Genomic DNA, 23,672 nt, shown 5'->3' with positions numbered 1-23,672 from the left:
ATGTTGCCGTTCTGGATTGCCCTGCAATTTCTCAGCAGCCTGCCGGTGAGCCTGCCGGGCATGCCGGCACCGCGTGAGGTAGGGCGTTCGCTGCTGTACTACCCGCTGGTCGGGTTGCTGTTCGGCTTGCTGCTGTGGTTGGCCAGTCATCTGCTTCAGGGCACGCCGTCGCCGTTGCACGCGGCTTTGCTGCTGACACTCTGGGTACTGCTCAGTGGTGCCTTGCACCTGGATGGCCTGGCGGACAGTGCCGACGCCTGGCTAGGTGGTTTCGGCGACCGTGAGCGCACCTTGCGGATCATGAAAGACCCGCGCAGCGGGCCGATTGCCGTGGTCACCCTGGTCTTGGTGTTGTTGCTGAAGTTTTGCGCATTGTGGGTGCTGGTCGGGCAGGGCATCGGCGCGCAATTGCTGCTGGCGCCGTTGATCGGGCGGGCGGCGATGTTGGGCCTGTTCCTTGGCACACCTTATGTGCGACCTGGCGGGTTGGGCCAGGCGTTGGCCGAACATTTGCCCCGGCGCGCAGCGGGGTTTGTGTTGCTGGCTTGCTTGCTGTTCTGCCTCTTCTTGGGCGGATGGAGCGTGCTGCTGGCGCTGGCGGTGTTTGCCTGGTTGCGGCATCTGATGTGCCGGCGCCTGGGCGGGACCACCGGTGATACCGCCGGTGCGTTGCTGGAGCTGCTGGAGCTGGCCGTCGTGCTCGGGTTGGCGCTGGGGCTTTGAGCGCTTGATCTGGACGGCCCTTTAGCGGCTGCTTTGCGGTGCTTTCGCAGCACGCCATAGGTGTGGAGGGGGCAGTAACTTCCAGAAACGGTCCGGAAGCGCCTGCCTCTTCCTTGTCGGCGTATCCTCAGCCTCCCCAAGCAACCAGGTAGGCTTCCCGTGCGTCACTGGATCTTTGCCAGTCTATTGGTCCTGTCCACCCTCCCAGCCTCTGCTGCAGACCTCATGGCGTTCTGGGACACTCCACGCCACGGCGGCAACAGCTTCAACCGGCTGCCACCCGATCAAGCCTACTTCGATGCCCTGAGGGGGTACGGCGCCACATGGGTGCGGCTGTCGTACGACAAATGGCAACCGGTGAAACGTGATTTCCTCCTCGGCAGCGCCGATACCTATGAAGGCCTGCCCGATGCCGACCTGGCTGTGCTGCGTGCCACCCTCGACCGGGCGCACCAGGCGGGGCTCAAGGTGGTCATCGCGCCACTCTCGCTACCGGGTATGCGCTGGTCGCAAAACAACCAGGGCCAGTTCGATGATCGCCTGTGGCAAGACAAACGTTACTGGTCCCAGGCTGCGGCGTTCTGGCGAGATATGGCGCGCGAACTGAAAAGTCATCCGGCCATCGCGGCCTACAACCTGATCAATGAGCCAGCACCGGAGAAACAGGGCGGCCTGGCTGAACATGCCGAACTCGGGCAGATGCAGCAGTGGTATGCGCAAGAACAGGGCGGTGCGCGCGATCTGCCCTTGCTGTACCGGCAACTGATAGCGGCCATACGCGAAGAAGACGCTGATACGCCGATCATGGTCGATGCCGGCTGGTATGCAGGCGCAGACGCGTTCGGCTACTGGCCGGCGCCGCTGGAAGACCCGCGAGTGCTGTATAGCGTGCACATGTATGAGCCCTATGCCGCAACCAGTGCGCCGAACATGGCGCGCAAACAGCCCATCGCCTATCCAGGCCCCGTATCTTTTGCCGGGCAGACACAGCTGTGGGATGGGCGGCGAGTTGAAGGCTACTTGCGCCAGCCGCTGGCATGGGCCGAGGCCATGGGGCTGCCGCTTTCTCGTCTGGTGGTGGGCGAGTTTGGCTGCATGCGCAGGCTGCCGGGTTGTCGGCAGTACCTTGAAGATGTACTCGTCGTGCTTGATCGCAACCGGTTGCACTGGGCGTTCTATAGCTTCCGTGAAGACAACTGGGATGGCATGGACTACGAACTGGGTACGGCGAAGGTGCCGTGGCGCTACTGGCAGGCGGTCGAGCAGGGCGCGCCAGACCCCTTGGTGCGCAAGGCCACGGTTGAGTTCGAGCCGATCCGCAGGCGCTTGAACCCGGACTGACGCTTCTCACTCTTTCGTGAAACTTCTTGCAACACTCAGTACGCGGGTATATACACGTATCCATGCTGACCAGTGAATGCATCTGTACCCACCTGCGTCGCGCCGCCCGCGGCGTGAGCCGGCATTACGACGAAGCCCTAGCCGGCTTCGGGGTCAATGTCGCCCAGTTTTCCCTGCTGCGGCACCTGCAGCGGCTCGACCGACCCAGCATCACAGCCCTGGCCGAAGCCATGGGGCTCGAGCGCAGTACCCTGGGCCGCAACCTGCGTGTGCTGGAGGCGGATGGGCTGGTAGCACTGGGCGAGGGCGATGACCAGCGTAACCGCGTGGTGCTGTTGACCGCGGCGGGTAAGCAACTGCTGCACGTTGCCCACCCAGCCTGGGAGCAGGCCCAGAAAGAACTGGTTGAACGGCTTGGGTTGGGGCAGCGGGATGAACTGGTGCGACTGCTGGAACAACTGGCCTGAAGTGAAACGACTATAAGCGGGTATATACCCGTAAAACCTTGCGATGTGCTGGAGATAACGACAATGACTTCGGTGTGGCGAACCAGCGGATGGGTGTTGGTGGGGGCGGCCTTGATACTGGCGCTGTCTCTGGGCGTACGGCACGGCTTTGGCCTGTTTCTGGGACCGATGAGTGCTGATTTTGGCTGGGGGCGTGGGGTGTTTGCCTTCGCCATTGCCCTGCAGAACCTGATCTGGGGCCTGGCGCAGCCGTTCGCTGGCGCCTTGGCCGACCGGCTTGGTGCGGCGCGGGTGGTCATCATCGGCGGTATTCTCTATGCCGCCGGCTTGATCTTGATGGGCTTGGCTGATTCGCCCTGGTCGTTGTCGCTGAGTGCGGGCTTGCTGATCGGCATCGGCCTGTCCGGCACGTCGTTCTCGGTCATTCTCGGTGTGGTCGGGCGTGCCGTGCCGGCCGAAAAGCGCAGCATGGCCATGGGGATCGCCAGCGCCGCCGGGTCATTCGGCCAGTTCGCCATGTTGCCGGGCACCCAAGGCCTGATTCAGTGGCTGGGCTGGTCGGCAGCGTTGCTGGTACTGGGCCTTTTGGTGGCGTTCATCGTGCCTTTCGTCGGCCTGCTGCGCGATCGCCCGTTACCCAGTCACGGTGCCGAGCAGACCCTGGGCCAGGCGCTGCGCGAGGCGTGCACGCACTCAGGCTTCTGGTTGCTGGCGCTGGGCTTTTTTGTCTGTGGCTTCCAGGTCGTATTCATTGGCGTTCACCTGCCGGCCTACCTGGTTGACCAGCACCTGGCTGCGGCCACCGGTACGACAGTGCTGGCGCTGGTCGGCCTGTTCAACATCGTCGGTACCTTCACTGCTGGCTGGTTGGGCGGGCGCATGTCCAAGCCGCGCCTGCTGACCGGGTTGTACCTGCTGCGTGCGGTGGTGATCGTGCTGTTCCTGTGGGCGCCGGTGAGCGAGTTCAGTGCTTACCTGTTCGGCATTGCCATGGGGCTGCTGTGGTTGTCCACGGTTCCGTTGACCAATGGCACCGTGGCCACGGTGTTTGGGGTGCGCAACCTGTCCATGCTGGGCGGTATCGTGTTCCTGTTCCATCAGTTGGGTGCGTTCCTGGGGGGCTGGCTGGGTGGGGTGGTGTATGACCGCACCGGTAGCTACGACCTGGTCTGGCAGATTTCCATCCTGCTCAGCTTGTTGGCCGCTGCCCTTAACTGGCCGGTGCGCGAACGCCCGGTTTCACGCCTGCAGGCACAGGCTGCATGAACCGTTACCTGGTCCGCGGGCTGTTGGCTATTGCCGTGCTGCTGGTGCTGGCACTGGTGTGGTGGGGCTGGCATCAGGGAGGGATGGCGTTGATGCAACTGGGCATGGGTGTTTGTTAGGCGCTACCCTGCAAGTTCAAAGGTAGCGATGCAGGAGAGACGAGTCATGCGTGCACATTGGTTGACGGTGCCGGTGCTGGCCCTGCTTGCCAGCACATCGAGCTGGGCTGCAGATTGCCCTGCGTTGTTGCAGGGCAGCCTGCCGGAATTGCGCGGTAAGGGGCAGGTCGACCTCTGCGAGCGCTTTGCCGGCAAGCCGCTCGTGGTGGTGAATACTGCCAGTTATTGCGGTTTTGCCCCGCAGTTCGAGGGGCTTGAGGCGACGTACAAGGAATATCACGAGCAAGGCCTGGAAATGCTCGGCGTGCCGTCCAATGACTTCAAGCAGGAAGACGCCGACAGTGAGAAGACTGCCAAGGTTTGCTATGCCAACTACGGTGTCACCTTCACCATGACCAAGACGCAGGCGGTGCGGGGCAAGGATGCGATACCGCTGTTTGCGGAGCTGGCCAGCCAGAGCAGTGCGCCGAAGTGGAATTTCTACAAGTATGTTGTCGATCGCAAGGGCAAGGTGATCGGTAACTTCTCCAGCCTGACCAAACCGGATGATCCTGCGTTCCGCGCCGCTATCGAAAAGGCCATCGCCTCACAGCAGTAACCAGGCTGTGCTTGCTGCGGCTTTTGCGTCTAAGCGCGCGGTAGTTCAGGCGACGCAGATTGCGACTTGAGGAGGCCAAGCGCAGGCCTCCTGAAGTCGCGAAGATCAAGATCAAAAACAGGAAGTGGCTGGCTGCGGGTGGCTTCACCGTGCATGCACGGTAATCGCCACCAACCGCACCACCACCGGCCGGACCACCAGCACACAGACAAATGCCACCGGCATCGCCAGCTGATAGGCCTTGAGCACATTGCCCAGATACTCCGGGGTAAACCCGGCATTGGCCGCCGTGATCACGAAGCACATCAACAGTGCCATGATCGACGACATGTAGAGCGCGAAAACGTAGGGGGTAGCGACCGGGTGCAATTTACGTCGACTGCGCGATCGGGGCAGGTTGCTCATGCGAACTCCTGAAAACTGAGTGGAAGCGCAGATTAGCAACCTGCACGCCTGCAGCTGTAGACCCGCGGCATTGAGTTCTTTATAAAGAAATTCTTACGAATCCAGGCGCTCCCCATGGACCTGCTCAACGCCATTCGCTGCTTCATCAAGGTGGTCGAAGCCGGTAGCATCGCCGCTGGTGCCCGTATCCTCGGCCTTAGTCCGGCAGCCGTCAGCCAGAACCTGGCGCGGCTGGAAAGCCACCTGCAAGTTCGCCTGCTCAGTCGAACCACCCGCAGCATGGCCCTGACGCCCTCTGGCGCCCAGTATTACGAGCGTGTAAAGCATATCGAGCGTGATTTGGCCCTGGCCGAACAGGCGGTGACAACACCCGACAGCGAGCCTCAGGGGCGGCTGTGCATTGCTTCGACCTCTGCCTTCGGCCGCCATGTGCTGGCGCCATTGATACCTGCTTTCAGTGCCCGCTACCCTTTGCTTTCGATAGAGTTGGTAACGACTGATCGTCGGGTCAACCATGCCCGTGAAGACGTTGACGTGAGCCTGCGCATTGCCCCGCAGCTCGAAGACCAGCTGTTGGCCCGGCGCATCGCCCGCATCCCGTTCATTTGTTGTGCCTCACCCGGATACCTGCAAAGTGCTGGCGTACCTGCCACGCCCGAGGCCTTGCGCGGGCACCGTTGCCTGGTGTTTCGCTATCCGGTGGATGGCCGCTTCTTGCGCTGGGGCTTCATGCGGGACGGCCTGCGCTTCGAAGCGGAATTCGGCACTGTATTGATCAGCGACGATATCGATGCCCTGACCCAGATGGCCTTGCACGATGGTGGCATCACCCGTCTGGCCGAGTTCATCGTGCGGCCGCACCTGGCCTCGGGGGCCTTGGTGCCGCTGTTCGAATACTGCGACAGCAGCCAGGCTTACGCCCAGACCGAGCCCATGGACATCTACCTGTGCCTGGCCGATCGCTTTGCCATGACCACCAAGGTGCGCGCATTCATGGACTACCTGCGCGAATGCCTGGGCGACAGCTGGAAAGTGCAGGCATGAAAAAACCGCCACGAAGGCGGTTTTCATGTAACGCACAGGAATCAGAAGCGGTAGGTGAGGGATGCACCGATACCGTGAGCGCTGTTCTCGTACTTGGCCTGGTAGCTGCCTTTCAACAGCCCTTGTTGTTGCGAGCTTGGCAGGTTGTTGACCTTGGTATCCTCTTCCCACAGATACGAATAGGCAACGTCGATGGTCATGTCATCGTTCGGGCTCCAGCCGGCACCAAAGCTGACCGCTTTACGATCGCCAGTCGGAATGCGTGGCGAGCGATCATGGTTGTTGGTGGGCGACTGGTCGACGGAGAAGCCTGCGCGCAGGGTCCACTCCTTGTTCACCTTGTAGGACGCACCAATGGCGTGGGCCCAGGTGTCGTGCCAGTTCTGCTCTTCGGTGATGGTCTTCAACGGGTAGCCTGCCGGTGCTTCGTTCTCGACGACGATGCTTTCCAGGCGGCTCCAGCGCGTCCAGGTGCTACCCGCATACAGTGTCCAATGGTCATCCAGTTCATGAGTGACCGAGAAGTCCACTGACTCTGGTGTCTTGATTTTCAGGCTGGCGTCGAACTTGCCGTTCAGGCCAAGCTGTGGAATCGGGTAGGAAACGCGGGTATTGCCTTCAAGCTTGTAGTCGACCATCGAGTGATAGGTCAGGCCCAGACGGGTACGGTCCGTAGCTTGCACCAGAACGCCGATGTTGTAACCGATTGCAGTGTCGTCGCCCTTGATCTTGGTCTCGCCATCAGGGCCATTGGGCCCCAGGAGGGCCTTGCTGCTCAGGTTCGAACCCAGTTCACCCTTGATACGGTTGATGGTCGGGCCAAAACCGATCGACACTTTGTCGTTGAAGGCGTAGCTGACGGTTGGCTGGAAGGTGACAACCTCGACCTTGCTCTTCTTGCCCCAGTAGCGTGCAGCGTCATCGCTACCGTAGTCGGTGATCAGGCCGTATGGCACGTAAACGCCGAAGCCAACGCTCCAGTGATCATCAATCGGCTTGACGTAATAGCCCATGGGTACGCCAACGAGAGGCACCATGTCACCATCGGTTTCCCCCCCGAAGTTGCTGCCTGGGCCCGATATGTCGGTCTTGGCGATGACGGCAGCGCCGCCCACGGTGAATTGTTCGCGCTTGAGGCGGGACATGCCGGCTGGGTTGCCATACACAGTGCTGGCATCGTCGGCAGAGGACGAGCGCCCCGCAAAACCGGTTCCCATACCGCTGATACTTTGTTCGTTCAGCGCGAACCCGGCGGCGAGCAGTTGGCTGGAAGCAAGCGCAACGGCTACGCCGAGGGAGGTTTTGAGCATTACTTTTTTCATTATTAGAAAACTCCTTGGGTCTCCGGGGCGAAAAGCTACCAACAAATCACGCGCTGCGCTATAGGCTCAATCGCAGGAGTTAGCGCAGTTTTGTAGGACAATCCGACCAAAATTCCATTTTTTCCGGTTTACTTGTAGGACGCGTCTCAAGATGCCTGTGGCAATTTCTGATCTATGCAGGCATGCCAGGCATGGGTGAAGTCGCGCAGACGACCCTGGGGGTTGAAAATCTGTCGCCAGATACGCGCCAGTGCCAGCAGATCGTCCGCCGCAGGCAATGGGGTGGCCTGCTCTTCGATGAGCATCCAGGCAATGGCAGTGGAATAGCGCAGGTTGACGGTGAGCTCCAGGTGCGGGCCACCCAGGAAGGCATGCTGGCTGGCCAGGCCGCGGACCAGGCTGGCGAGGTCGGGGTCACGGGCCAGGTATTCGTCCCAGAGCGCCTGGTGACGATGTTCGCCGATGCGGTAGAGGCCGTGCCCGCGTCGGTCGTGCAGGGCTGAGCCGAGTGCTGACTGGCTGGCGGCGATACCCAGTAGCAAGGCTTCGGCGCTGGCGCAGTGACGGTTCAGGTAGACCAGGGTGGGTCGGATCACATACTGACACAATTCATTCGCCGCAATACCCATGATGCCCTCGAGCAGGTAAGGGCCGGACGGGCGCTGGAGCTTGGCAGCTGGTGAATGATCAGGCCCGCCGGGAGCGGAAAGCACCGCTCGAGTTGAAGTGTAGTGTGATAATCGTGGTGTAAAGAGCTGTTTTTAAATCGATTACTGCCTGATGCTCCGGGCTATATGCCCTAAGGCAATTACGCCAAAGGCGTTCAGGCAGTCTTGCGATTGGATGATTCAGCGCTTGAATACCGCGGTATTCGCCGGTCACGCGGTGAGCGACTGACGCGTCCGGGCGATCACCGCCTGCAGCGGTTCATGGCGGCTGTACTGCTCGTGGTACAGGCGTTCGGTGTGGCAGGCAACGCCGTGTTCGTCTACCAAGGTAAAGCTGAAGCTGCCCTTGCGTGGGGCAACGATAAGGCACTTCAACGGCGAGAAGGCCTGGGAGAGGGTGCCAATGGCAGCCTGAATCTGATGATGAGTTTGCATATTGTTGGAGGTTCCTGCTTTAAACACGGGGGATATGATCCGTGCATGATAGAAACGTTCCAGTGACGCCTTTATTAAGGGACGAACGAACCTGACTGGAACAGGGCAGCCAGAGGGGGCGCAATCAAATGTAGGCGCTTGGGCTGACTGGTAGGTACTTCGGAAGGCAGGCAGCACGCCGGGGCCAAGGTTCTAGGCCGTCGAGGTGGGATCCTGATCAATCTGTCATGTGATTCGTGCTTGCGCAGCGTAAGGCTGGCGAGGGAATCATTGAATGGGCCGGTCCTTGTTTCAGCAGGGACGCTCTTGGGGGGAGCGAGCCTGCAAGGACGCTTGCGGCCAGAATTGACTTTCAGCTTGGTACTAACGAGGGGCACCTTACCGGAAGCGAAGATGTTTGGCAAGCACTACGTTTGTTCAGGTGAGCCGCGCAGTATGGCGCGAATTTTCGCTGCTGGGAAGAGGGGGCAAATGGCCCAAATGCCGTCCGATGTGCCCTTTTCGTGCACCCAAATGGAGGTTTATGGTGCACTTGTTCACATTCGGGGCAGCGCTTGTAACGGCTTGGCAACACCACCCAGCAGCCTCGCCAATGCCTTGACTGCGTGGTTAAGTCAATGAAAAAAAACACTATTTTTAGCTGGTGAAAAAATCGTCAGTTTGACCAAAGCCCCCAATTCACGGGGGTTTGAGGGGTATGAGAGGGGGTTGTCCACCGAGTTATCCACAGGAACTGTGGATTGTCCCGAGCGCTTGCTCTAGCACGGGCGTGCCAGCAATGGGATGGACTGTCCGACAATCGCCATGCTCCAACAGACCGGTTGGTCATCCACCTGAAAACGTCAAGAAAAGATCATTGAATTTTTTTTCAATCCTTCAGAAATCGACAGGCCAGGGCGAAAAAAAAAGAGTAGAGTGGCGCGCCTTTCGAGTTACCAAACCTGTTGCTCATGAAGTTTCGCGGTAAACACCTTTCCAGCCCCGCTGCATCGACATCTGCACCTCCTGCCAAACGCTTTTCCCTGAAAGTGGCCCTGTGGTTGCTCGACAGCCCGCGTCTGGGCGACAACCCTCAGGTCAAGCACCTGGCCGGGCGCTTGTTGAAGCAGCCGGCGCGCCAAGGTGTGGTTGTGGCGCAGAGCCGCCTGGGGCAGATGCTGTGCCGCGATTGTGGCAACGCCCGTGACCGGCGTATAGGCCATGAGCTGCTGCGTCAGGCTGCCCGCGCAGGGGATCGGCGGGCGCAGCTGGAGTACGCTCGGCTGTGTCAGCACAACGAGCCGGAGCAGGCGCGCTATTGGCTTGAGCTTGCGGCAGGGCAGGGGTCGCAGGAAGCGCGGCGCTTGTTGCGACAGTGGTTTTCTGTCTGAGCTTTTTTGCCTGCACGGGCCCTTTCGCGAGCAATCACCGATGTGTGTCAACCGCCGTGGTAGGAGCGGGTTTACCCGCGAATACGGTAGCGGCAGCAACGGTGAACGGCGGGTGGAAATTGGCCAGCAGGCCCGGCCCTTTCGCGGGTAAACCCGCTCCTACGGCGGCCTGTGTTCAACCCCCGATGCGTGTGTAGGAGCGGGTTTACCCGCGAATAAGGTAGCGGCGGCAACGGTGAACGGCGGGTGGAAATTGGCCAGCAGGGCCGGCCTCTTCGCGGGTAAACCCGCTCCTACGGGCGACCGTGCGGGCTTTGCCTTCAGGCTTGCGCAGCGGGCTTCCCCGCAAAGAGGCGGATGCAGGCAACACACCCATCAGGCTGATAAGCTGCACTCTATTTGCATCAGAGCGTTCGGGGTAAGCATGACAGTGGATCTGGCCAGCATTCTGCTGGGCTTGGTGGCAGGCGCAATACCCTGCCTGGTGTGGGTCATGCAGGTGCAGCGCCGCCAGGGCGCACGGCAAGGTGAGCAGGCCTTGCTCGAAGAGCGCCTCAACGCTGCCCAGCTGGCCCAGGCTGGCCTGCAGGCGCAACTGGACGCCAGTCGCGACGAGGTCAGCGACCTCAGTGAGGCCAACGCCGTCAAACAGGCCCAGCTGGCCGCCCAAGGCCGTGAGCTGGAGCTGCTGCAGATCGACCGCGACAATGCCCGTGATGCGGCCCACGCCTGGAGCCTTGAGCGCGCCAACCGCGAAGCCGAACTGCGCCGCCTGGAAGCGCAAACCGCGCGCCTGGACGCAGAACTGCGTGAACAGCAGGAAAGCCACCAGCAACGCCTGGAAGACCTGCAGGAGGCCCGTGACACCTTGCGCGCCCAGTTCGCCGACATGGCCACCAAGATCTTCGACGAGCGCGAGCAGCGCTTCGCCCAGACCAGCCAGCAGCACCTTGGCCAGTTGCTCGACCCGCTCAAGGAGCGCATCCAGGCCTTTGAAAAACGCGTGGAGGAAAGCTATCAACAAGAGGCCCGCGAGCGCTTCTCGCTGGGCAAGGAGCTGGAGCGCCTGCAACAGCTGAACCTGCGCCTGTCCGACGAAGCCACCAACCTTACCCAGGCCTTGAAGGGCCAGAAAACCCAGGGTAACTGGGGTGAGCTTATCCTCGAACGCGTGCTGGAGCATGCCGGCCTGGAAAAGGGCCGCGAATACCAGACCCAGGTCAGCCTGAAAAGCGCCGATGGCGAGCGTTTCCAGCCGGATGTGCTGATCATGCTGCCCGGCGACAAGCAGGTGGTGGTGGACGCCAAGGTCAGCCTCACTGCGTACCAGCAGTTCGTTGCCGGCAACGACGAAGCTGCGCTCAAGCAGCATGTGCAGTCGCTGCGCAGCCACGTCAAAGGCCTGTCGAGCAAGGACTACAGCCGCCTTGAAGGCCTGCACAGCCTGGATTTCGTGTTGTTGTTCGTGCCCATCGAGGCGGCCTTTTCGGCGGCCCTGCAGGCCGAGCCGAACCTGTTCCAGGAGGCCTTCGACCGGCAGATCGTGATTGTCAGCCCTACCACGTTGCTGGCGACCTTGCGGGTGATCGACAGCCTGTGGAAGCAGGAGCGTCAAGGGCAGAACGCCCGCGAAATTGCCGAGCGTGCCGGCTGGCTCTACGACAAGTTCGTGCTGTTCATCCAGGACCTGGACGAGCTGGGCAGCCGCTTGCAGCAGGTAGACAAGGCTTATGCTGCCGCGCGCAACAAGCTGTGCGAAGGGCGTGGCAACCTGGTCAGCCGCAGCGAGCAGCTTAAGCTACTGGGCGCCCGTGCCAGCAAGAGCTTGCCGGCAGACCTGCTGGAGCGGGCGCTGTCCGACGAGGCGCTGCCCGACGTAGCGGTTACTGAGCCAGGCTCAGATGGCGATTGAGCAGGGCGCGCAAGGCCGCGGGCTTGACCGGTTTGGCCAGGTAGTCCAGCCCTGATGCATGTACCAGGGCGATGGTTTCCTTGCTGCCGTCGGCGCTGATCACTACACCGGGTACCGGCTCACCCAGCCGTGCTCGAAGCCAGCCCATCAGTCCGGTGCCGGTCTCGCCGTCGTCCAGGTGGTAGTCCACCAATGCCAGGTGCGGGCGCATGCCTTTGGCTAGCAGGGCTTCGCATTCGGCCTGGTTGCGCGCGGTCCATACCTGGCAACCCCAGCGGCTCAGCAGGCTGTTCATGCCGATCAGGATGCTGTCTTCGTTGTCCACGCATAGCACGTGCAACCCGGCCAGTGGCTGGCCGCCCTGTTGTTCCACGGGCGCGCTTGGCGCCGCGGCGGCCTGGCGTGCAATCGGTACGCTGACGCGGAACACCGTGCCCTTGCCTGGCCATGAGCGCACTTCCAGCGGATGCCCCAGCACCCGACACAGGCCGTCTGCGATGGCCAGGCCCAAGCCTAGCCCCTTCTCGGCACGGGTCTGGTGGCTGTCCAGCCGCTTGAACTCCTGAAAGATCACTTGCAGCTTGTCGTCAGCAATGCCCGGGCCACGGTCCCAGACCTCCAGCCACAGGCGCTCGCCCTGTCGGCGCGCGCCTAGCAGGATCGGGCTCTTGCCGTAGCGCAGGGCATTGGTGAGGAAGTTCTGCAGCACCCGGCGTAGCAGTTTCATGTCGCTGTCCACCCGCAGGCGGCTGCCGCGCAGGCGGAACTCCAGGCCTTTCTCGGCCGCCAGCAGCTTGAACTCGGCGCCCAGGGTGTCGAACAGCTCGTTGAGGGCGAAGGGTTTGGCATCCGGGGTGATCTTGCCGTTTTCCAGGCGCGAGATGTCCAGCAGGTCGCTGATCAGCTCTTCAGCCGAGCGCAGCGAGCTGTCCATGTGCTGTACCAACTGCTGGGCCTCTTCGTTCATGCCCTCGGCCTGTTGCGACAAGGCGGCAGAGAAAAGCCGTGCGGCGTTCAACGGTTGCATCAGGTCATGGCTGACGGCGGCCAGGAAGCGGGTCTTGGACTTGCTCACCGCTTCGGCCTGGCTCTTGGCTTCGGACAGCGCCTGGTTCAACTGCGACAGTTCGTGGGTGCGCTCCGCCACGCGTTGTTCAAGGCGTTCGTTGGCATCGCGCAGGGCCTGCTCGGCCTCGCGGAACGGGGTGATGTCGGTGAAGCTCATGACAAAGCCGCCGCCCGGCATCGGGTTGCCGATCAGCTCGATCACCCGGCCATTGGGGAACAGCCGCTCGGAGGAGTGCGCGCGGCCCTGACGCATCCAGTGCAGCCGCCGCGCCACATGCACTTGCGCCTCGCCGGGGCCGCACAGGCCGCGCTCGGCGTTGTAGCGGATGATGTCGGCAATCGGTCGCCCTACGCTGATCAGCCCGTCCGGGTAGTTGAACAGCTCCAGGTAGCGGCGGTTCCAGGCCACCAAGTGCAAGTTCTGGTCGACCACGCTGATGCCCTGGTTGATGTTCTCGATGGCGCCTTGCAGCAGGGCGCGGTTGAACTGCAGCACCTCACTGGCTTCGTCAGCGATGCGCACCACGTCTTCCAGCTGCATGTCGCGGCCTTCGATGGCCGCTTTGACCACGGCGCGGGTCGAGGAGGTACCGAGTACCCCGGCCAGCAGGCGTTCGGTGTGCTCGATCCAGTCGCCATCGGCGTTCTGGTTCGGGTTGAAGCCCTTGCCCTGGCGGTAGGCAAAGCGGATGAAGCTCTGCCGTGCGCGCTCTTCCCCGACAAAGCGCGAGGCCAGGGTCAACAGGTCGTCGATCTGCACCGCCAGCAGCGGCTTGCTGCTGGGCCGCGCGCTGGTCTGCTGGCCAATGAACCGGCCGGCCTGCCAGTGCTCGGAAACCCGTGTGCGCGACAGCACCGAAACCCAGGCGAACAGGGTGAAGTTGCCCGCCAGTGAAAGCACCACACCTTGGGTCAGTGGACTGATCGGCAGGTTCAGCGGGTTGCCGTGCAGCCACGCCAGGCCAGGGAACAACTGCAACGACCAGCCCAGGCTGTGCGCGGCAATCGGCAGCACCAAGGTGTAGAACCACAGGAAAATGCCAGCGGCCAGGCCGGCGAACACGCCGCGACGGTTGGCCTGCTTCCAGTACAGCGCGCCAAGCATGGCCGGGGTAAGCTGGGTCACAGCGGCAAAGGCGATCTGGCCGATGGTCGCCAGGCTGGCGGTGGAGCCCAGCAGGCGGTAGCTGACATAGGCCAGCAGCAGGATCACCACGATGGTTACCCGGCGAACCGAAAGCATCCAGTGGCGAAATGCTTCGAAAGGCCGCTCGGCGTTGTTGCGGCGCAGCAGCCAGGGCAGCAGCATGTCGTTGGACACCATGGTCGACAGCGCCACGGCCTCGACGATCACCATGCCGGTAGCCGCCGAGGCGCCGCCGATGAACGCCAGCAGGGCAAGGCTCGGGTGCGCCTCGGCCAGGGGCAGGCTGATGACAAACGAGTCGGAGATCACCGTGCCGGGCAGCAGCATCTGCCCGGCCAGGGCAATCGGCACCACGAACAGCGCGGCCAGTGCCAGGTACATCGGGAATACCCAGCGCGCCAGGCGCAAGTCCTGCGGTTCGATGTTCTCCACCACGGTAACGTGGAACTGCCGGGGCAGGCAGATGATTGCCATCATTGCCACGGCGGTTTGCACCACCATGGACGGCCAATTGATGGTTTCTTTCCAATAGTCCTGCAAGTGGATCGACTGGCGGGCCTGGCTGAACAGGTCGTCGAAACCGTCATACAGGTTGAAAACGATGAAGATGCCCACGGCAAGGAACGCCAGCAACTTGATCAGCGATTCGAAGGCGATCGCCAGGACCATGCCGCGGTGGTGCTCGGTCACATCCAGGCTGCGGGTACCGAAGACGATCGCGAACAGCGCCAGTACCAGCGATATCACCAGCGCGGTGTCCTGCACGCGGGTGCCGGTGGCGTCGGCGTTGGCGCCGATCAACAGGTTCACGCCCAGTACGATGCCCTTGAGCTGCAGGGCGATATACGGCAGCACGCCGACCAGGCAGATCAGCGCCACCACCACTGCCAGGGTCTGCGACTTGCCGTAGCGTGCGGCAATGAAGTCGGCGATCGAGGTGATGTTCTGCTGCTTGCTGATCAACACCATCTTCTGCAGCACCCACGGCGCGAAGATCAGCAGCAGTACCGGGCCCAGGTAGATGGGCAGGAATGCCCAAAGCTGTTCGGCGGCCTGGCCGACCGCGCCGAAGAAGGTCCAGCTGGTGCAGTACACGGCCAGCGACAGGCTGTACACCCAGGCACGCAGCTTTGGCGGCAATGGCGTGCTGCGGCGGTCGCCATAGAAGGCGATGGCGAACATGATGGCCATATAGGCCAGGGCGACCACGGCGATCAGCCCGCTGGACAACGACATGAAGACTCCGAAGCAAAAAGGTAACGCGGTCCCGATCAATCAGTCTGGCACGCAAGTGCCGCTTCGTCAGCGCAGACGATGGTTGTAGGAGCGGGTTCACCCACGAAGAGGCCGGAACAGGCAACATCAACCCCTGCGGGTACCCAACCCATAGAACACCCCTGCCAGTATCACCGACAACACCAGCAGGTAGAAGACTGCCCCCGGCCACAGGTGTACCAGTGCAAACCCCACCATCACCGGCCCCAGCGCGGCCCCCAGGTTGGACAGGTTCTGCGCGCCGTAATACACCCCGCGCAAGTGCTCCGGTGCGATCAGGTCGATAAACATGTACTCGGCCGGGATCACGATGATTTCGCCCAGCGTGAACACCAGCATCGCCAGGCACCAGGCCAGTACCGAGCCTGCCAGCGCAAAACCCAGCAAGCCGGCGATGAACAGGCCCATGCCGGCCAACAGCCACGGCATCAGGCGCTGGCGGCTGATACGCCGGCCAATCAGGTACTGCAAGGCAATGACCGTCACGGCGTTGGTGGTGACCAGATAGCCGATCAGCCGTGCCGCTTCGGCCGGGTTGCTGGTGACCACCAGGTACTGGGACAGGTAGGCGGTGAACTGGCCGAACACCACCGCGCTCAGCACCCCACCCACGGTAAAGCACACCAGCCGGCGATCCCGCGCCAGCCCCAGCGCCACTTGGCCGAAGCCGGCCGCAGGTTTGTCCGGCGCGCTGGCCTGCAGGCTGCGATCACCCAGGCGCCAGTAAGCCAGGCACATGGCCAGGCCAAGCAGGGCAGAGGCGAGGAACGGCACATGGTCGTTCAGTTCAAGCATGGCCACGCCCAGCAACGGGCCGGCGGCGTAGCCGACGTTGCTGAGGGTGTACTTGATGGCGAATACCTCGGCCCGCTCATCCACCGGCAGTAACGCGCAGAAGCCCGCCTTGGCAGCAATGTCGACCACTGCCAGGGCCAGGTTGATCAACACCAGACAGAAGAAGAACGGCAGTGCCGAACGGCTGGCGACCGCGCCGACGAAGGCCAGGGCGAACAGCAGGGTACTGGCGCTGACCAGCGTGTGGTTGCTCAAGGTGTCGACCAGATGACCACCGTACAGACTCAACAGCGAGGCGACGATCAGCGCGCCACCGATCAGCAGACCGATCTGGCTGATCGGCAGCTGGAAATTGTCGGCCAGGTAAACCACCAGGTAGGGCAGGGTGAGGGCGCGGGCGACGGTAAGCGTGAAGGTGGTGGTGAGCAGCAGGCGAACGGTGTGCGGGTAGCGTTTTATGGCGGCGAGCATTGCCACGTCCTTGTTGTGCGGGTTTGCCGAGCACAAGCATAAGCCACATGCGGTCCTTGTAGCAGCACCGGCACCCTTACAGTGAATCGGGCGGCTTCACTGCCCTTCCCGACACAAGGCCGTTTCGCCTGCAAAAGGGCGACAGGCGGAGGATTGACAGCCCGTCAGGCTCAGGGAATACTCTCGAAAAATTCATATATATGTTTATATAACAAGACGAGAGCGAGACCCATGCACCCATTGACCGGTGATGCTCGACTGCCCCGCTACCAACAACTGCGCGACCACATGGTCGCGCAAATTGCCAACAACCGCTGGCGCCCGGGGGAAGCGATCCCGACCGAAGCAGCCTTGGCCACCGAGTTCGACATGTCGATTGGTACCGTGCGCAAGGCCGTCGATGTCCTGGTGGCCGAAGGCGTGCTGGAGCGCCAGCAGGGCCGCGGCACCTTCATTCGCCGCCCACAGTTCCAGTCGTCGCTGTTCCGCTTCTTCCGTTTCGAGGCCGCCAATGGCGAGCGCATAGTGCCGGAAAGCCGCATTCTTTCCATCGAGTCGCTGCCGGCGCCTTCGGCAGTGGCCGAGGCATTGGGCCTGGCAGGGGAGGCAGAAGTGATCCGCATCATTCGCACACGTCTGCTCGGCGCCCAGCCGGTGCTGGCCGAAGAAATCTGGCTGCCGCGCCAAACCTTCCAGCCGCTGCTGGACGTGGATTTGAACAGCAAGGGCCCATTGCTGTACCCGATCTACGAAGCGCTGTGCGGTCAGGTGGTCGCCTACGCCGAAGAAACCCTGACCGCCGAAGCGGTCGACGCGGTGCATGGCCGCTTGCTGCAACTGCCGGCCGACAGCCCGGTGGTCGTGATCGAGCGCCTGGCCCGCGACTACGCCGGCAAACCTCTGGAATGGCGCCGCTCGCGCGGCCATGCGCAGCACTTCCGCTACCGCATCGACATTCGCTAAACCGGTCGCTTCACCCTTTTACCTGTCTGCGCCGTGCTGCCACGGCGCAGTGGCTTCGCCTGCCCGTCACACCACGAATAGAAGGATAACAATCATGTTCAGCTGGTATCGCGAGATCACCTCACGGGAACGCAAGACATTCTGGGCCTGTTTCGGCGGCTGGTCGCTCGATGCGCTGGAAGTGCAAATGTTCGGCCTGGCCATCCCCGCGCTGATCGCTGCGTTCTCCCTGACCAAGGGCGATGCCGGCCTGATCAGTGGCCTGACCCTGGTGACCTCGGCAATCGGCGGCTGGCTGGGTGGCACACTGTCCGACCGCTATGGTCGCGTGCGTACCCTGCAATGGATGATTCTCTGGTTCTCGTTCTTCACCTTCCTTTCGGCGTTCGTCACCGGCTTCTACCCGTTGCTGTTCGTCAAGGCCATGCAAGGCTTTGGCATCGGTGGCGAATGGGCAGCCGGCGCGGTGCTGATGGCCGAAACCATCAACCCCAAGTATCGCGGCAAGGTCATGGGCACGGTGCAGAGTGCCTGGGCTGTGGGGTGGGGGCTGGCGGTGGCACTGTTTACGCTGATCTACTCACTGGTGCCGCAGGAGTTTGCCTGGCGGGTGATGTTCTTCGTCGGTCTGCTGCCATCGCTGCTGATCATTTGGGTACGCCGCAACGTGCCTGAGCCGGACAGCTTCCAGCGCCTGCAGAAAGAAAAAGCCATTCCCTCCAGCTTCTTGCAGTCGATGGCTGGCATCTTTCGCCCGGAACTGCTGCGTGTGACCCTGCTGGGCGGCTTGCTCGGCCTGGGTGCCCACGGTGGCTACCACGCGGTGATGACCTGGTTGCCGACCTTCCTCAAGACAGAGCGCAACCTTTCGGTGCTGAACTCGGGCGGTTACCTGGCGGTGATCATCCTGGCCTTCTGGTGCGGCTGCGTGGTCAGCGGCCTGCTGATCGACCGTATTGGCAGGCGCAAGAACATCCTGCTGTTCGCCCTGTGCTGTGTACTGACCGTGCAGGCCTACGTGTTCTTCCCGCTGACCAATACCCAGATGCTGTTCCTCGGCTTCCCGCTGGGCTTTTTCGCCGCCGGCATCCCGGCCAGCCTGGGTGCGTTTTTCAATGAGCTGTACCCGGCTGACGTGCGCGGCGCCGGGGTGGGCTTCTGCTACAACTTCGGTCGCGTGCTGTCGGCCGTGTTCCCGTTCCTGGTCGGGCACATGAGCGAGTCGATGTCGCTGGGCAGTGCCATCGGCATCGATGCCGGCATCGCGTATGGCGTTGCGGTGATCGCAGCCCTGTGCCTGCCCGAAACCCGTGGCCGCAACCTTGAATCTGCACCTGCGCCGGAAACGGCCGGTGCCGTCGCCAAGTAACCTGAACCTGTTTGTATGAGAACCATGCCCGACGCACCCGCTTTGCACCTGACTGCCATCGACAGCCACGCCCACGTGTTCAGCCGTGGGCTGAACCTGGCCCGCCAGCGGCGTTATGCGCCCAGTTACGATGCGCCGCTGGGCGACTACCTGGGCCAACTGCGGGCCCATGGTTGCAGCCATGGCGTACTGGTCCAGCCCAGCTTCCTGGGTACTGACAACCGCTACCTGCTCAGCGCCTTGCAGACCGTGCCAGGGCAACTGCGCGGGGTGGTGATGCTGGAGCGGGAGGTCGAGCGGGCGACCTTGGCGGAAATGGCCCGGTTGGGAGTCAGGGGGGTACGCCTCAACCTCATGGGGCAAGACATGCCTGACCTGACCGGCGCGCAGTGGCGGCCCCTGCTGGAGCGCATCGGCGAGCAGGGTTGGCACGTGGAACTGCACCGTCAGGTGGCGGACATCCCAGTGCTGGTGCGGGCATTGCAGCCCTATGGGCTGGACATCGTGATTGACCATTTCGGCCGCCCGGATGCCCGCCTTGGCCTGGGCCAGCCGGGGTTTGCCGAACTGCTGACCCTGAGCGGTCGGGGCAAGGTGTGGGTGAAGGTGTCCGGCATCTACAGGCTGCAGGGCTCGCCGGAAGAGAACCTGGCATTCGCCCGTCAGGCGCTGTGCGCACTGGAAGCCCATTACGGCGCAGAGCGGTTGATGTGGGGCAGTGACTGGCCGCATACCCAGCATGAGTCGGAGGTCAGTTTCGGTACCGCTGTCGAACAGTTCGAGGCCTTAGGGTGTTCAGCGCAGTTGCGCCAGGCACTGATGGTGGATACCGCGCGGTCGTTGTTTGGCTTCGAGTGACGTAGCGCCAGTGCTGCAACTGCTGGCAGGTCCTTGAACGCAATCTCGCTTGGTCATGCCTGAGCCGGTGCTTGCCAGTCAGCGCATTTCCCATGCAGATTTGTGGCCCGGCGCGCTTGGCGAGCCTCCAATTGAAAAGCCCTCAGGACCAAGGACGATGAGTCACTCTTCGCAATTCACCTTGCTCGGCAAGCGGCGTTTCCTGCCGTTTTTCATCACTCAGTCGCTGGGTGCCTTCAACGACAACCTGTTCAAGCAGTCGCTGATCCTGGCGATTTTGTTCAAGCTCAGCCTGGGCGATGGTGACCGATCGATCTGGGTCAACTTGTGTGCCTTGCTGTTCATCCTGCCGTTTTTCCTGTTTTCGGCGCTGGGCGGGCAGTTTGGCGAGAAGTTCGCCAAGGATGCGCTGATCCGTGCAATCAAACTGGCCGAAATCGTGATCATGGCGATGGGTGCGCTGGGCTTTGTCACCAACCATCTGTGGCTGATGCTGGTGGCGCTGTTCGGTATGGGGACCCACTCGGCGCTGTTCGGCCCGGTGAAGTATTCGATCCTGCCGCAGGCCCTGCGCGAGGAAGAGTTGGTGGGCGGTAACGGGCTGGTGGAAACCGGCACCTTCCTCGCCATCCTCGCCGGCACCATCGGCGCGGGGGTGATGATGTCGGCCGACAGCTACGCAACAGTGGTGGCCGGTGGCGTGGTCGGCACGGCGGTACTCGGCTACCTCGCCAGCCGCTGGATCCCTCGGGCGGCTGCCGCCTCGCCGCAAATGCCGCTGGACTGGAACATCTTCAAGCAGTCGTGGGTGATCTTGCGCATGGGCCTGGGCCAGCCGCCGGCGGTGTCGCGCTCGATCGTCGGCAACTCGTGGTTCTGGTTTGTTGGCGCTATCTACCTCACGCAGATCCCGGCCTATGCCAAGGATTGGCTGCACGGTGATGGCACCGTGGTGACCCTGGTGCTGACCCTGTTCTCGGTGGGCATTGCCCTGGGCTCGCTGCTGTGTGAGCGGCTCAGTGGACGCAAGGTGGAAATCGGCCTGGTGCCGTTCGGCTCGTTCGGCCTGACCCTGTTCGGCCTGCTGTGGTGGTGGCACTCCGGTGATGTACCGGCTGCAGCAGCGCCGCACGACTGGCTGGCACTGCTGGGCATGAGCCAGGCGTGGTGGATCTTGCTGTCGATCGTCGGCCTGGGTGTCTTCGGCGGCTTCTACATCGTGCCGTTATATGCGTTGATCCAGGCCCGCACGGCCGAGGACGAGCGCGCCAGGGTGATCGCGGCCAACAACATCCTCAATGCCTTGTTCATGGTGGTGTCGGCGGTGCTCACCATCATCCTGCTAGGCGTGGCCAAGCTGAGCATCCCGCAGCTTTTCCTGGTGGTGTCGCTGCTCAATATCGCAGTCAACACCTATATCTTCAGGATCGTGCCCGAGTTCACCATGCGCTTCCTGATCTGGCTGCTCAGCCATTCGATGTACCGCGTGCAGCATCGAGACCTCGAGCGCATCCCCGACGAAGGTGCAGCGTTGCTGGTGTGCAACCACGTGTCGTTCGTCGATGCGTTGCTGCTGGGCGGGGCCATACGCCGGCCGATCCGCTTTGTCATGTACTACAAGATCTACAACCTGCCGGTGCTCAACTTCGTGTTTCGCACTGCCGGTGCCATCCCGATTGCCGGGCGTAACGAAGACCAGGCGACGTACGAGCGGGCCTTCGCGCGGATTGCCGAGTACCTGGCTGATGGCGAGCTGGTGTGCATCTTCCCGGAAGGCAAGCTGACGGGCGATGGCGAAATCGATGTCTTCAAGGGTGGGGTCAGCCGCATCCTCGAAGAAACGCCGGTACCGGTGATTCCGCTGGCCTTGCAGGGGTTGTGGGGTAGCTTCTTCAGCCGCGACCCGGCCAAGGGCTTCTTCAAGCGCCTGTGGTCGCGGGTGACCATCGTGGCAGGCGCCGCCGTCCCGGTGGAGGCGGCGCAGCCTGAAGTGTTGCGCGAACAGGTCAGCCGCCTGCGCGGCCCTCTGCGATAGGGGTTAGCTGGCGCTGACTTTCAGGCCGATGAGGCCGCAGACGATCAGCGCCACACTGACCAGCCGCACCAGGGCCATGGATTCGCCGAACAGCATGATCCCGGCGATGACCGTACCGACTGCGCCTACGCCGGTCCAGATGGCATAGGCGGTGCCCAGCGGCAACTCCTTCATGGCCAGGCCCAGCAGGCCCAGGCTGATGACCATGGCGCCGACGGTAAGGACAGTGGGTAGTGGTCGAGTGAAACCGTCGGTGTATTTGAGGCCGACGGCCCAGCCAACCTCGAACAGGCCGGCGAAAAACAGGATGATCCAGGACATGAGTGTGTCTCCATCGTTTGAATGATGGGGCCGTCCCCGGAATGGTCACGCGGTGCGTCGTGAGGTCGTCCTCACAGTGGCATCATGGTGCCAATCTGCGGCCTTCCGGGCAAGTCCACGCCTGCAAGGGGTACCACACCCACTTGTAGGGTCAACTGTCTTGCTCAAAATGTGTAGGCACGGGTTTGTCCGCGAATGGGCCGGGCCTGCTGGCCAATTTCCACCCGTCGTTCACCGTTGCCGCCGCTACCGTATTCGCGGGTAAACCCGCTCCTACACCTGATCGGGGGTGGGCACACATTGGTGATTGGGTGCAGACCGTCGTAGGCGCGGGTTTACCCGCGAAGAGGCCGGTGCTGGCAGAAAACGATTCAGGCCAGCACCGCATCTCATACCCGTCAGACCCCTTGCGGAATCTCTTCACCACCCAGCGCCTCGAACAGCACCGGCAGGAATTCGGCAAAGGTCATCATCATCAACTGGAAGCTGGCGTCGAACTGTTGCGCAGCCTCATCGCCACCGTCCTGCTCGGCCTGCTCCTGCAGCAGCTCTTCGAACTTCAGGCGCTTGATGACCATCTTGTCGTCGAGAATGAACGACAACTTGTCCTGCCAGGCCAGGGCCAGCTGGGTCACCACTTTGCCAGTGCTCAGGTGCAGCTGGATCTCTTCGCCAGTCAGGTCCTGGCGCTTGCAGCGCACGATACCGCCATCTTCGGCGGTGTCGCGCAGTTCGCACTCGTCCAGCACATAGAAGCCTTCGGCGGCTTGCTGCGATTTGACCCAGTCGGTCATGGTGGCCACTGGCGCAATCTTCACCGTGGCCGGGCGCACGGGCAGCGAACCCATCACTTCACGCAGGGTCGACAGCAGGTCTTCGGCGCGCTTGGCGCTGGCCGAGTTGACCAGGATCACGCCCAGACGCGGTGCAATGGCAGCGAAAATCATCGAGCGGCGGATGAACGCACGCGGCAGGAACGCCTGGATGATTTCGTCCTTGATCTGGTCGCGTTCCTTTTTATAGACCTTGCGCATTTGCTCGGTCTCGATCTCTTCGACCTTTTCCTTGACCGCGTCGTTGACCACGCTGCTCGGCAGGATGCGTTCTTCCTTGCGCGCGGCAATCAGCAGGTACTCGCCGCTGACATGCACCAGGGGAGCGTCTTCGCCTTTGCCGAACGGCGCGACGAAACCATAAGTGGTCAGCTCCTGGCTGGCGCAGGGGCGGGCCGGCTTGCTGGCCAGGGCGGCTTCCAGCGCTTCAGGCTCGAACGGAACTTCCTGGGTCAGGCGGTAGGTCAGCAGGTTCTTGAACCACATGAGGGGCAATCTCTCCTTAATGCATAAGGCGGGCATTATTCTCCGAGCGGTGAATTGAGGCCAGCCCTGTCAGAGGGCCAGCAGTGACTTATGCATGAAAGAATCGACCGACAACGCTAGGTCTTTGAAAGGCCTGAGGTTTTTTTTGCAAAAAGTTTAAAAAGTGCTTGCCAGGGTGCGGGGCGCTCCGTAGAATGCGCGCCACACCGAGACGAAGGGTGATTAGCTCAGCCGGGAGAGCATCTGCCTTACAAGCAGAGGGTCGGCGGTTCGATCCCGTCATCACCCACCACTCGATGTATAGCGCAGCGGTAGTTCAGTCGGTTAGAATACCGGCCTGTCACGCCGGGGGTCGCGGGTTCGAGTCCCGTCCGCTGCGCC

At 62.2% G+C, this 23,672-nt stretch carries 21 protein-coding genes and 2 tRNA genes; 15 read left to right on the top strand and 8 right to left on the bottom strand.

What is annotated here, in order from left to right; all coding sequences use genetic code 11:
• The 6 genes from AC3WLP_RS16750 (at position 1) to AC3WLP_RS16725 (ending at position 4,514) form a co-directional block, all read left to right on the top strand.
• On the top strand, positions 1 to 723 hold the full coding sequence (locus AC3WLP_RS16750; RefSeq protein ID WP_088513575.1) for an adenosylcobinamide-GDP ribazoletransferase: 723 nt from the start codon (positions 1 to 3) through the stop codon (positions 721 to 723).
• Between the two features lie 225 nt (positions 724 to 948).
• Positions 949 to 2,064 (top strand): glycoside hydrolase family 5 protein, encoded by a 1,116-nt coding sequence (locus AC3WLP_RS16745; RefSeq protein ID WP_014754242.1) that lies wholly within the window; start codon positions 949 to 951, stop codon positions 2,062 to 2,064.
• A gap of 62 nt (positions 2,065 to 2,126) precedes the next feature.
• On the top strand, positions 2,127 to 2,531 hold the full coding sequence (locus AC3WLP_RS16740) for a MarR family winged helix-turn-helix transcriptional regulator (RefSeq protein ID WP_014754241.1): 405 nt from the start codon (positions 2,127 to 2,129) through the stop codon (positions 2,529 to 2,531).
• A gap of 63 nt (positions 2,532 to 2,594) precedes the next feature.
• Complete coding sequence (locus AC3WLP_RS16735; protein WP_017147897.1) at positions 2,595 to 3,797, top strand: MFS transporter; 1,203 nt, start codon at positions 2,595 to 2,597, stop codon at positions 3,795 to 3,797.
• The gene (locus AC3WLP_RS16730) at positions 3,794 to 3,916 is read left to right on the top strand and encodes a hypothetical protein (protein WP_003252477.1); all 123 of its coding nucleotides are present in this window, start codon (positions 3,794 to 3,796) and stop codon (positions 3,914 to 3,916) included. The genes AC3WLP_RS16735 and AC3WLP_RS16730 overlap by 4 nt, the downstream gene beginning before the upstream one ends.
• Before the next feature lie 46 nt (positions 3,917 to 3,962).
• Positions 3,963 to 4,514: a glutathione peroxidase gene (locus AC3WLP_RS16725; protein WP_003252479.1), complete on the top strand. Its 552-nt coding sequence runs from the start codon at positions 3,963 to 3,965 to the stop codon at positions 4,512 to 4,514.
• 144 nt (positions 4,515 to 4,658) lie between these two features.
• On the opposite strand, the gene AC3WLP_RS16720 is transcribed toward AC3WLP_RS16725, so the two are convergent.
• The gene (locus AC3WLP_RS16720) at positions 4,659 to 4,919 is read right to left on the bottom strand and encodes a DUF2798 domain-containing protein (protein ID WP_012053443.1); all 261 of its coding nucleotides are present in this window, start codon (positions 4,917 to 4,919) and stop codon (positions 4,659 to 4,661) included.
• Between the two features lie 114 nt (positions 4,920 to 5,033).
• Here AC3WLP_RS16720 and AC3WLP_RS16715 point away from each other — a divergent pair, with 114 nt between their 5' ends.
• Positions 5,034 to 5,963, top strand: coding sequence for a LysR family transcriptional regulator (locus AC3WLP_RS16715; protein ID WP_088513576.1), 930 nt, complete (start codon positions 5,034 to 5,036; stop codon positions 5,961 to 5,963).
• 41 nt (positions 5,964 to 6,004) lie between these two features.
• Here AC3WLP_RS16715 and AC3WLP_RS16710 read toward each other — a convergent pair whose 3' ends face one another.
• From AC3WLP_RS16710 to AC3WLP_RS16700, 3 genes are all read right to left on the bottom strand, one after another.
• Positions 6,005 to 7,285 (bottom strand): OmpP1/FadL family transporter, encoded by a 1,281-nt coding sequence (locus AC3WLP_RS16710; protein ID WP_012053441.1) that lies wholly within the window; start codon positions 7,283 to 7,285, stop codon positions 6,005 to 6,007.
• 146 nt (positions 7,286 to 7,431) lie between these two features.
• The gene (locus tag AC3WLP_RS16705) at positions 7,432 to 7,914 is read right to left on the bottom strand and encodes a hypothetical protein (protein ID WP_003252489.1); all 483 of its coding nucleotides are present in this window, start codon (positions 7,912 to 7,914) and stop codon (positions 7,432 to 7,434) included.
• A 249-nt stretch (positions 7,915 to 8,163) separates the two neighbouring features.
• Positions 8,164 to 8,388 (bottom strand): hypothetical protein, encoded by a 225-nt coding sequence (locus AC3WLP_RS16700; protein ID WP_010952743.1) that lies wholly within the window; start codon positions 8,386 to 8,388, stop codon positions 8,164 to 8,166.
• A 950-nt stretch (positions 8,389 to 9,338) separates the two neighbouring features.
• On the opposite strand from AC3WLP_RS16700, the gene AC3WLP_RS16695 reads away from it, so the two are divergent.
• Positions 9,339 to 9,758 (top strand): tetratricopeptide repeat protein, encoded by a 420-nt coding sequence (locus AC3WLP_RS16695; protein WP_088513577.1) that lies wholly within the window; start codon positions 9,339 to 9,341, stop codon positions 9,756 to 9,758.
• A gap of 538 nt (positions 9,759 to 10,296) precedes the next feature.
• The gene (locus tag AC3WLP_RS16690; RefSeq protein ID WP_161774447.1) at positions 10,297 to 11,670 is read left to right on the top strand and encodes a DNA recombination protein RmuC; all 1,374 of its coding nucleotides are present in this window, start codon (positions 10,297 to 10,299) and stop codon (positions 11,668 to 11,670) included.
• On the opposite strand, the gene AC3WLP_RS16685 is transcribed toward AC3WLP_RS16690, so the two are convergent.
• Positions 11,642 to 15,121: a hybrid sensor histidine kinase/response regulator gene (locus AC3WLP_RS16685; RefSeq protein WP_088513580.1), complete on the bottom strand. Its 3,480-nt coding sequence runs from the start codon at positions 15,119 to 15,121 to the stop codon at positions 11,642 to 11,644. The two genes, AC3WLP_RS16690 and AC3WLP_RS16685, sit on opposite strands and share 29 nt — an antisense overlap.
• A gap of 126 nt (positions 15,122 to 15,247) precedes the next feature.
• A complete protein-coding gene (locus tag AC3WLP_RS16680) occupies positions 15,248 to 16,426 on the bottom strand; it encodes an MFS transporter (RefSeq protein ID WP_017147896.1) in 1,179 nt (392 codons plus the stop codon).
• A 231-nt stretch (positions 16,427 to 16,657) separates the two neighbouring features.
• On the opposite strand from AC3WLP_RS16680, the gene AC3WLP_RS16675 reads away from it, so the two are divergent.
• From AC3WLP_RS16675 to AC3WLP_RS16660, 4 genes are all read left to right on the top strand, one after another.
• Positions 16,658 to 17,389 carry a GntR family transcriptional regulator gene (locus AC3WLP_RS16675; RefSeq protein WP_014592076.1) on the top strand — a complete coding sequence of 244 codons (732 nt, stop codon included), beginning with the start codon at positions 16,658 to 16,660 and terminating at the stop codon, positions 17,387 to 17,389.
• A 94-nt stretch (positions 17,390 to 17,483) separates the two neighbouring features.
• Positions 17,484 to 18,758: an MFS transporter gene (locus AC3WLP_RS16670; RefSeq protein ID WP_004575314.1), complete on the top strand. Its 1,275-nt coding sequence runs from the start codon at positions 17,484 to 17,486 to the stop codon at positions 18,756 to 18,758.
• Between the two features lie 24 nt (positions 18,759 to 18,782).
• Complete coding sequence (locus AC3WLP_RS16665; RefSeq protein ID WP_088513581.1) at positions 18,783 to 19,616, top strand: amidohydrolase family protein; 834 nt, start codon at positions 18,783 to 18,785, stop codon at positions 19,614 to 19,616.
• 157 nt (positions 19,617 to 19,773) lie between these two features.
• Complete coding sequence (locus AC3WLP_RS16660) at positions 19,774 to 21,651, top strand: MFS transporter (RefSeq protein ID WP_088513582.1); 1,878 nt, start codon at positions 19,774 to 19,776, stop codon at positions 21,649 to 21,651.
• 3 nt (positions 21,652 to 21,654) lie between these two features.
• On the opposite strand, the gene sugE is transcribed toward AC3WLP_RS16660, so the two are convergent.
• A complete protein-coding gene (gene sugE, locus AC3WLP_RS16655; protein ID WP_088513583.1) occupies positions 21,655 to 21,972 on the bottom strand; it encodes a quaternary ammonium compound efflux SMR transporter SugE in 318 nt (105 codons plus the stop codon).
• 398 nt (positions 21,973 to 22,370) lie between these two features.
• Positions 22,371 to 23,291: a recombination-associated protein RdgC gene (gene rdgC, locus AC3WLP_RS16650; protein WP_003252510.1), complete on the bottom strand. Its 921-nt coding sequence runs from the start codon at positions 23,289 to 23,291 to the stop codon at positions 22,371 to 22,373.
• A gap of 216 nt (positions 23,292 to 23,507) precedes the next feature.
• On the opposite strand from rdgC, the gene AC3WLP_RS16645 reads away from it, so the two are divergent.
• Both AC3WLP_RS16645 and AC3WLP_RS16640 read left to right on the top strand, forming a co-directional pair.
• Positions 23,508 to 23,583, top strand: a tRNA-Val gene (locus AC3WLP_RS16645).
• A 13-nt stretch (positions 23,584 to 23,596) separates the two neighbouring features.
• Positions 23,597 to 23,670: transfer RNA gene (locus AC3WLP_RS16640), tRNA-Asp, on the top strand.
• The last annotated feature ends 2 nt before the right edge of the window (positions 23,671 to 23,672 follow it).

The organism is Pseudomonas sp. FW305-E2, from assembly GCF_058782925.1.
Note: the sequence above shows the minus strand (reverse complement) of the source record. Positions and strands in the feature narration are given on the sequence as shown.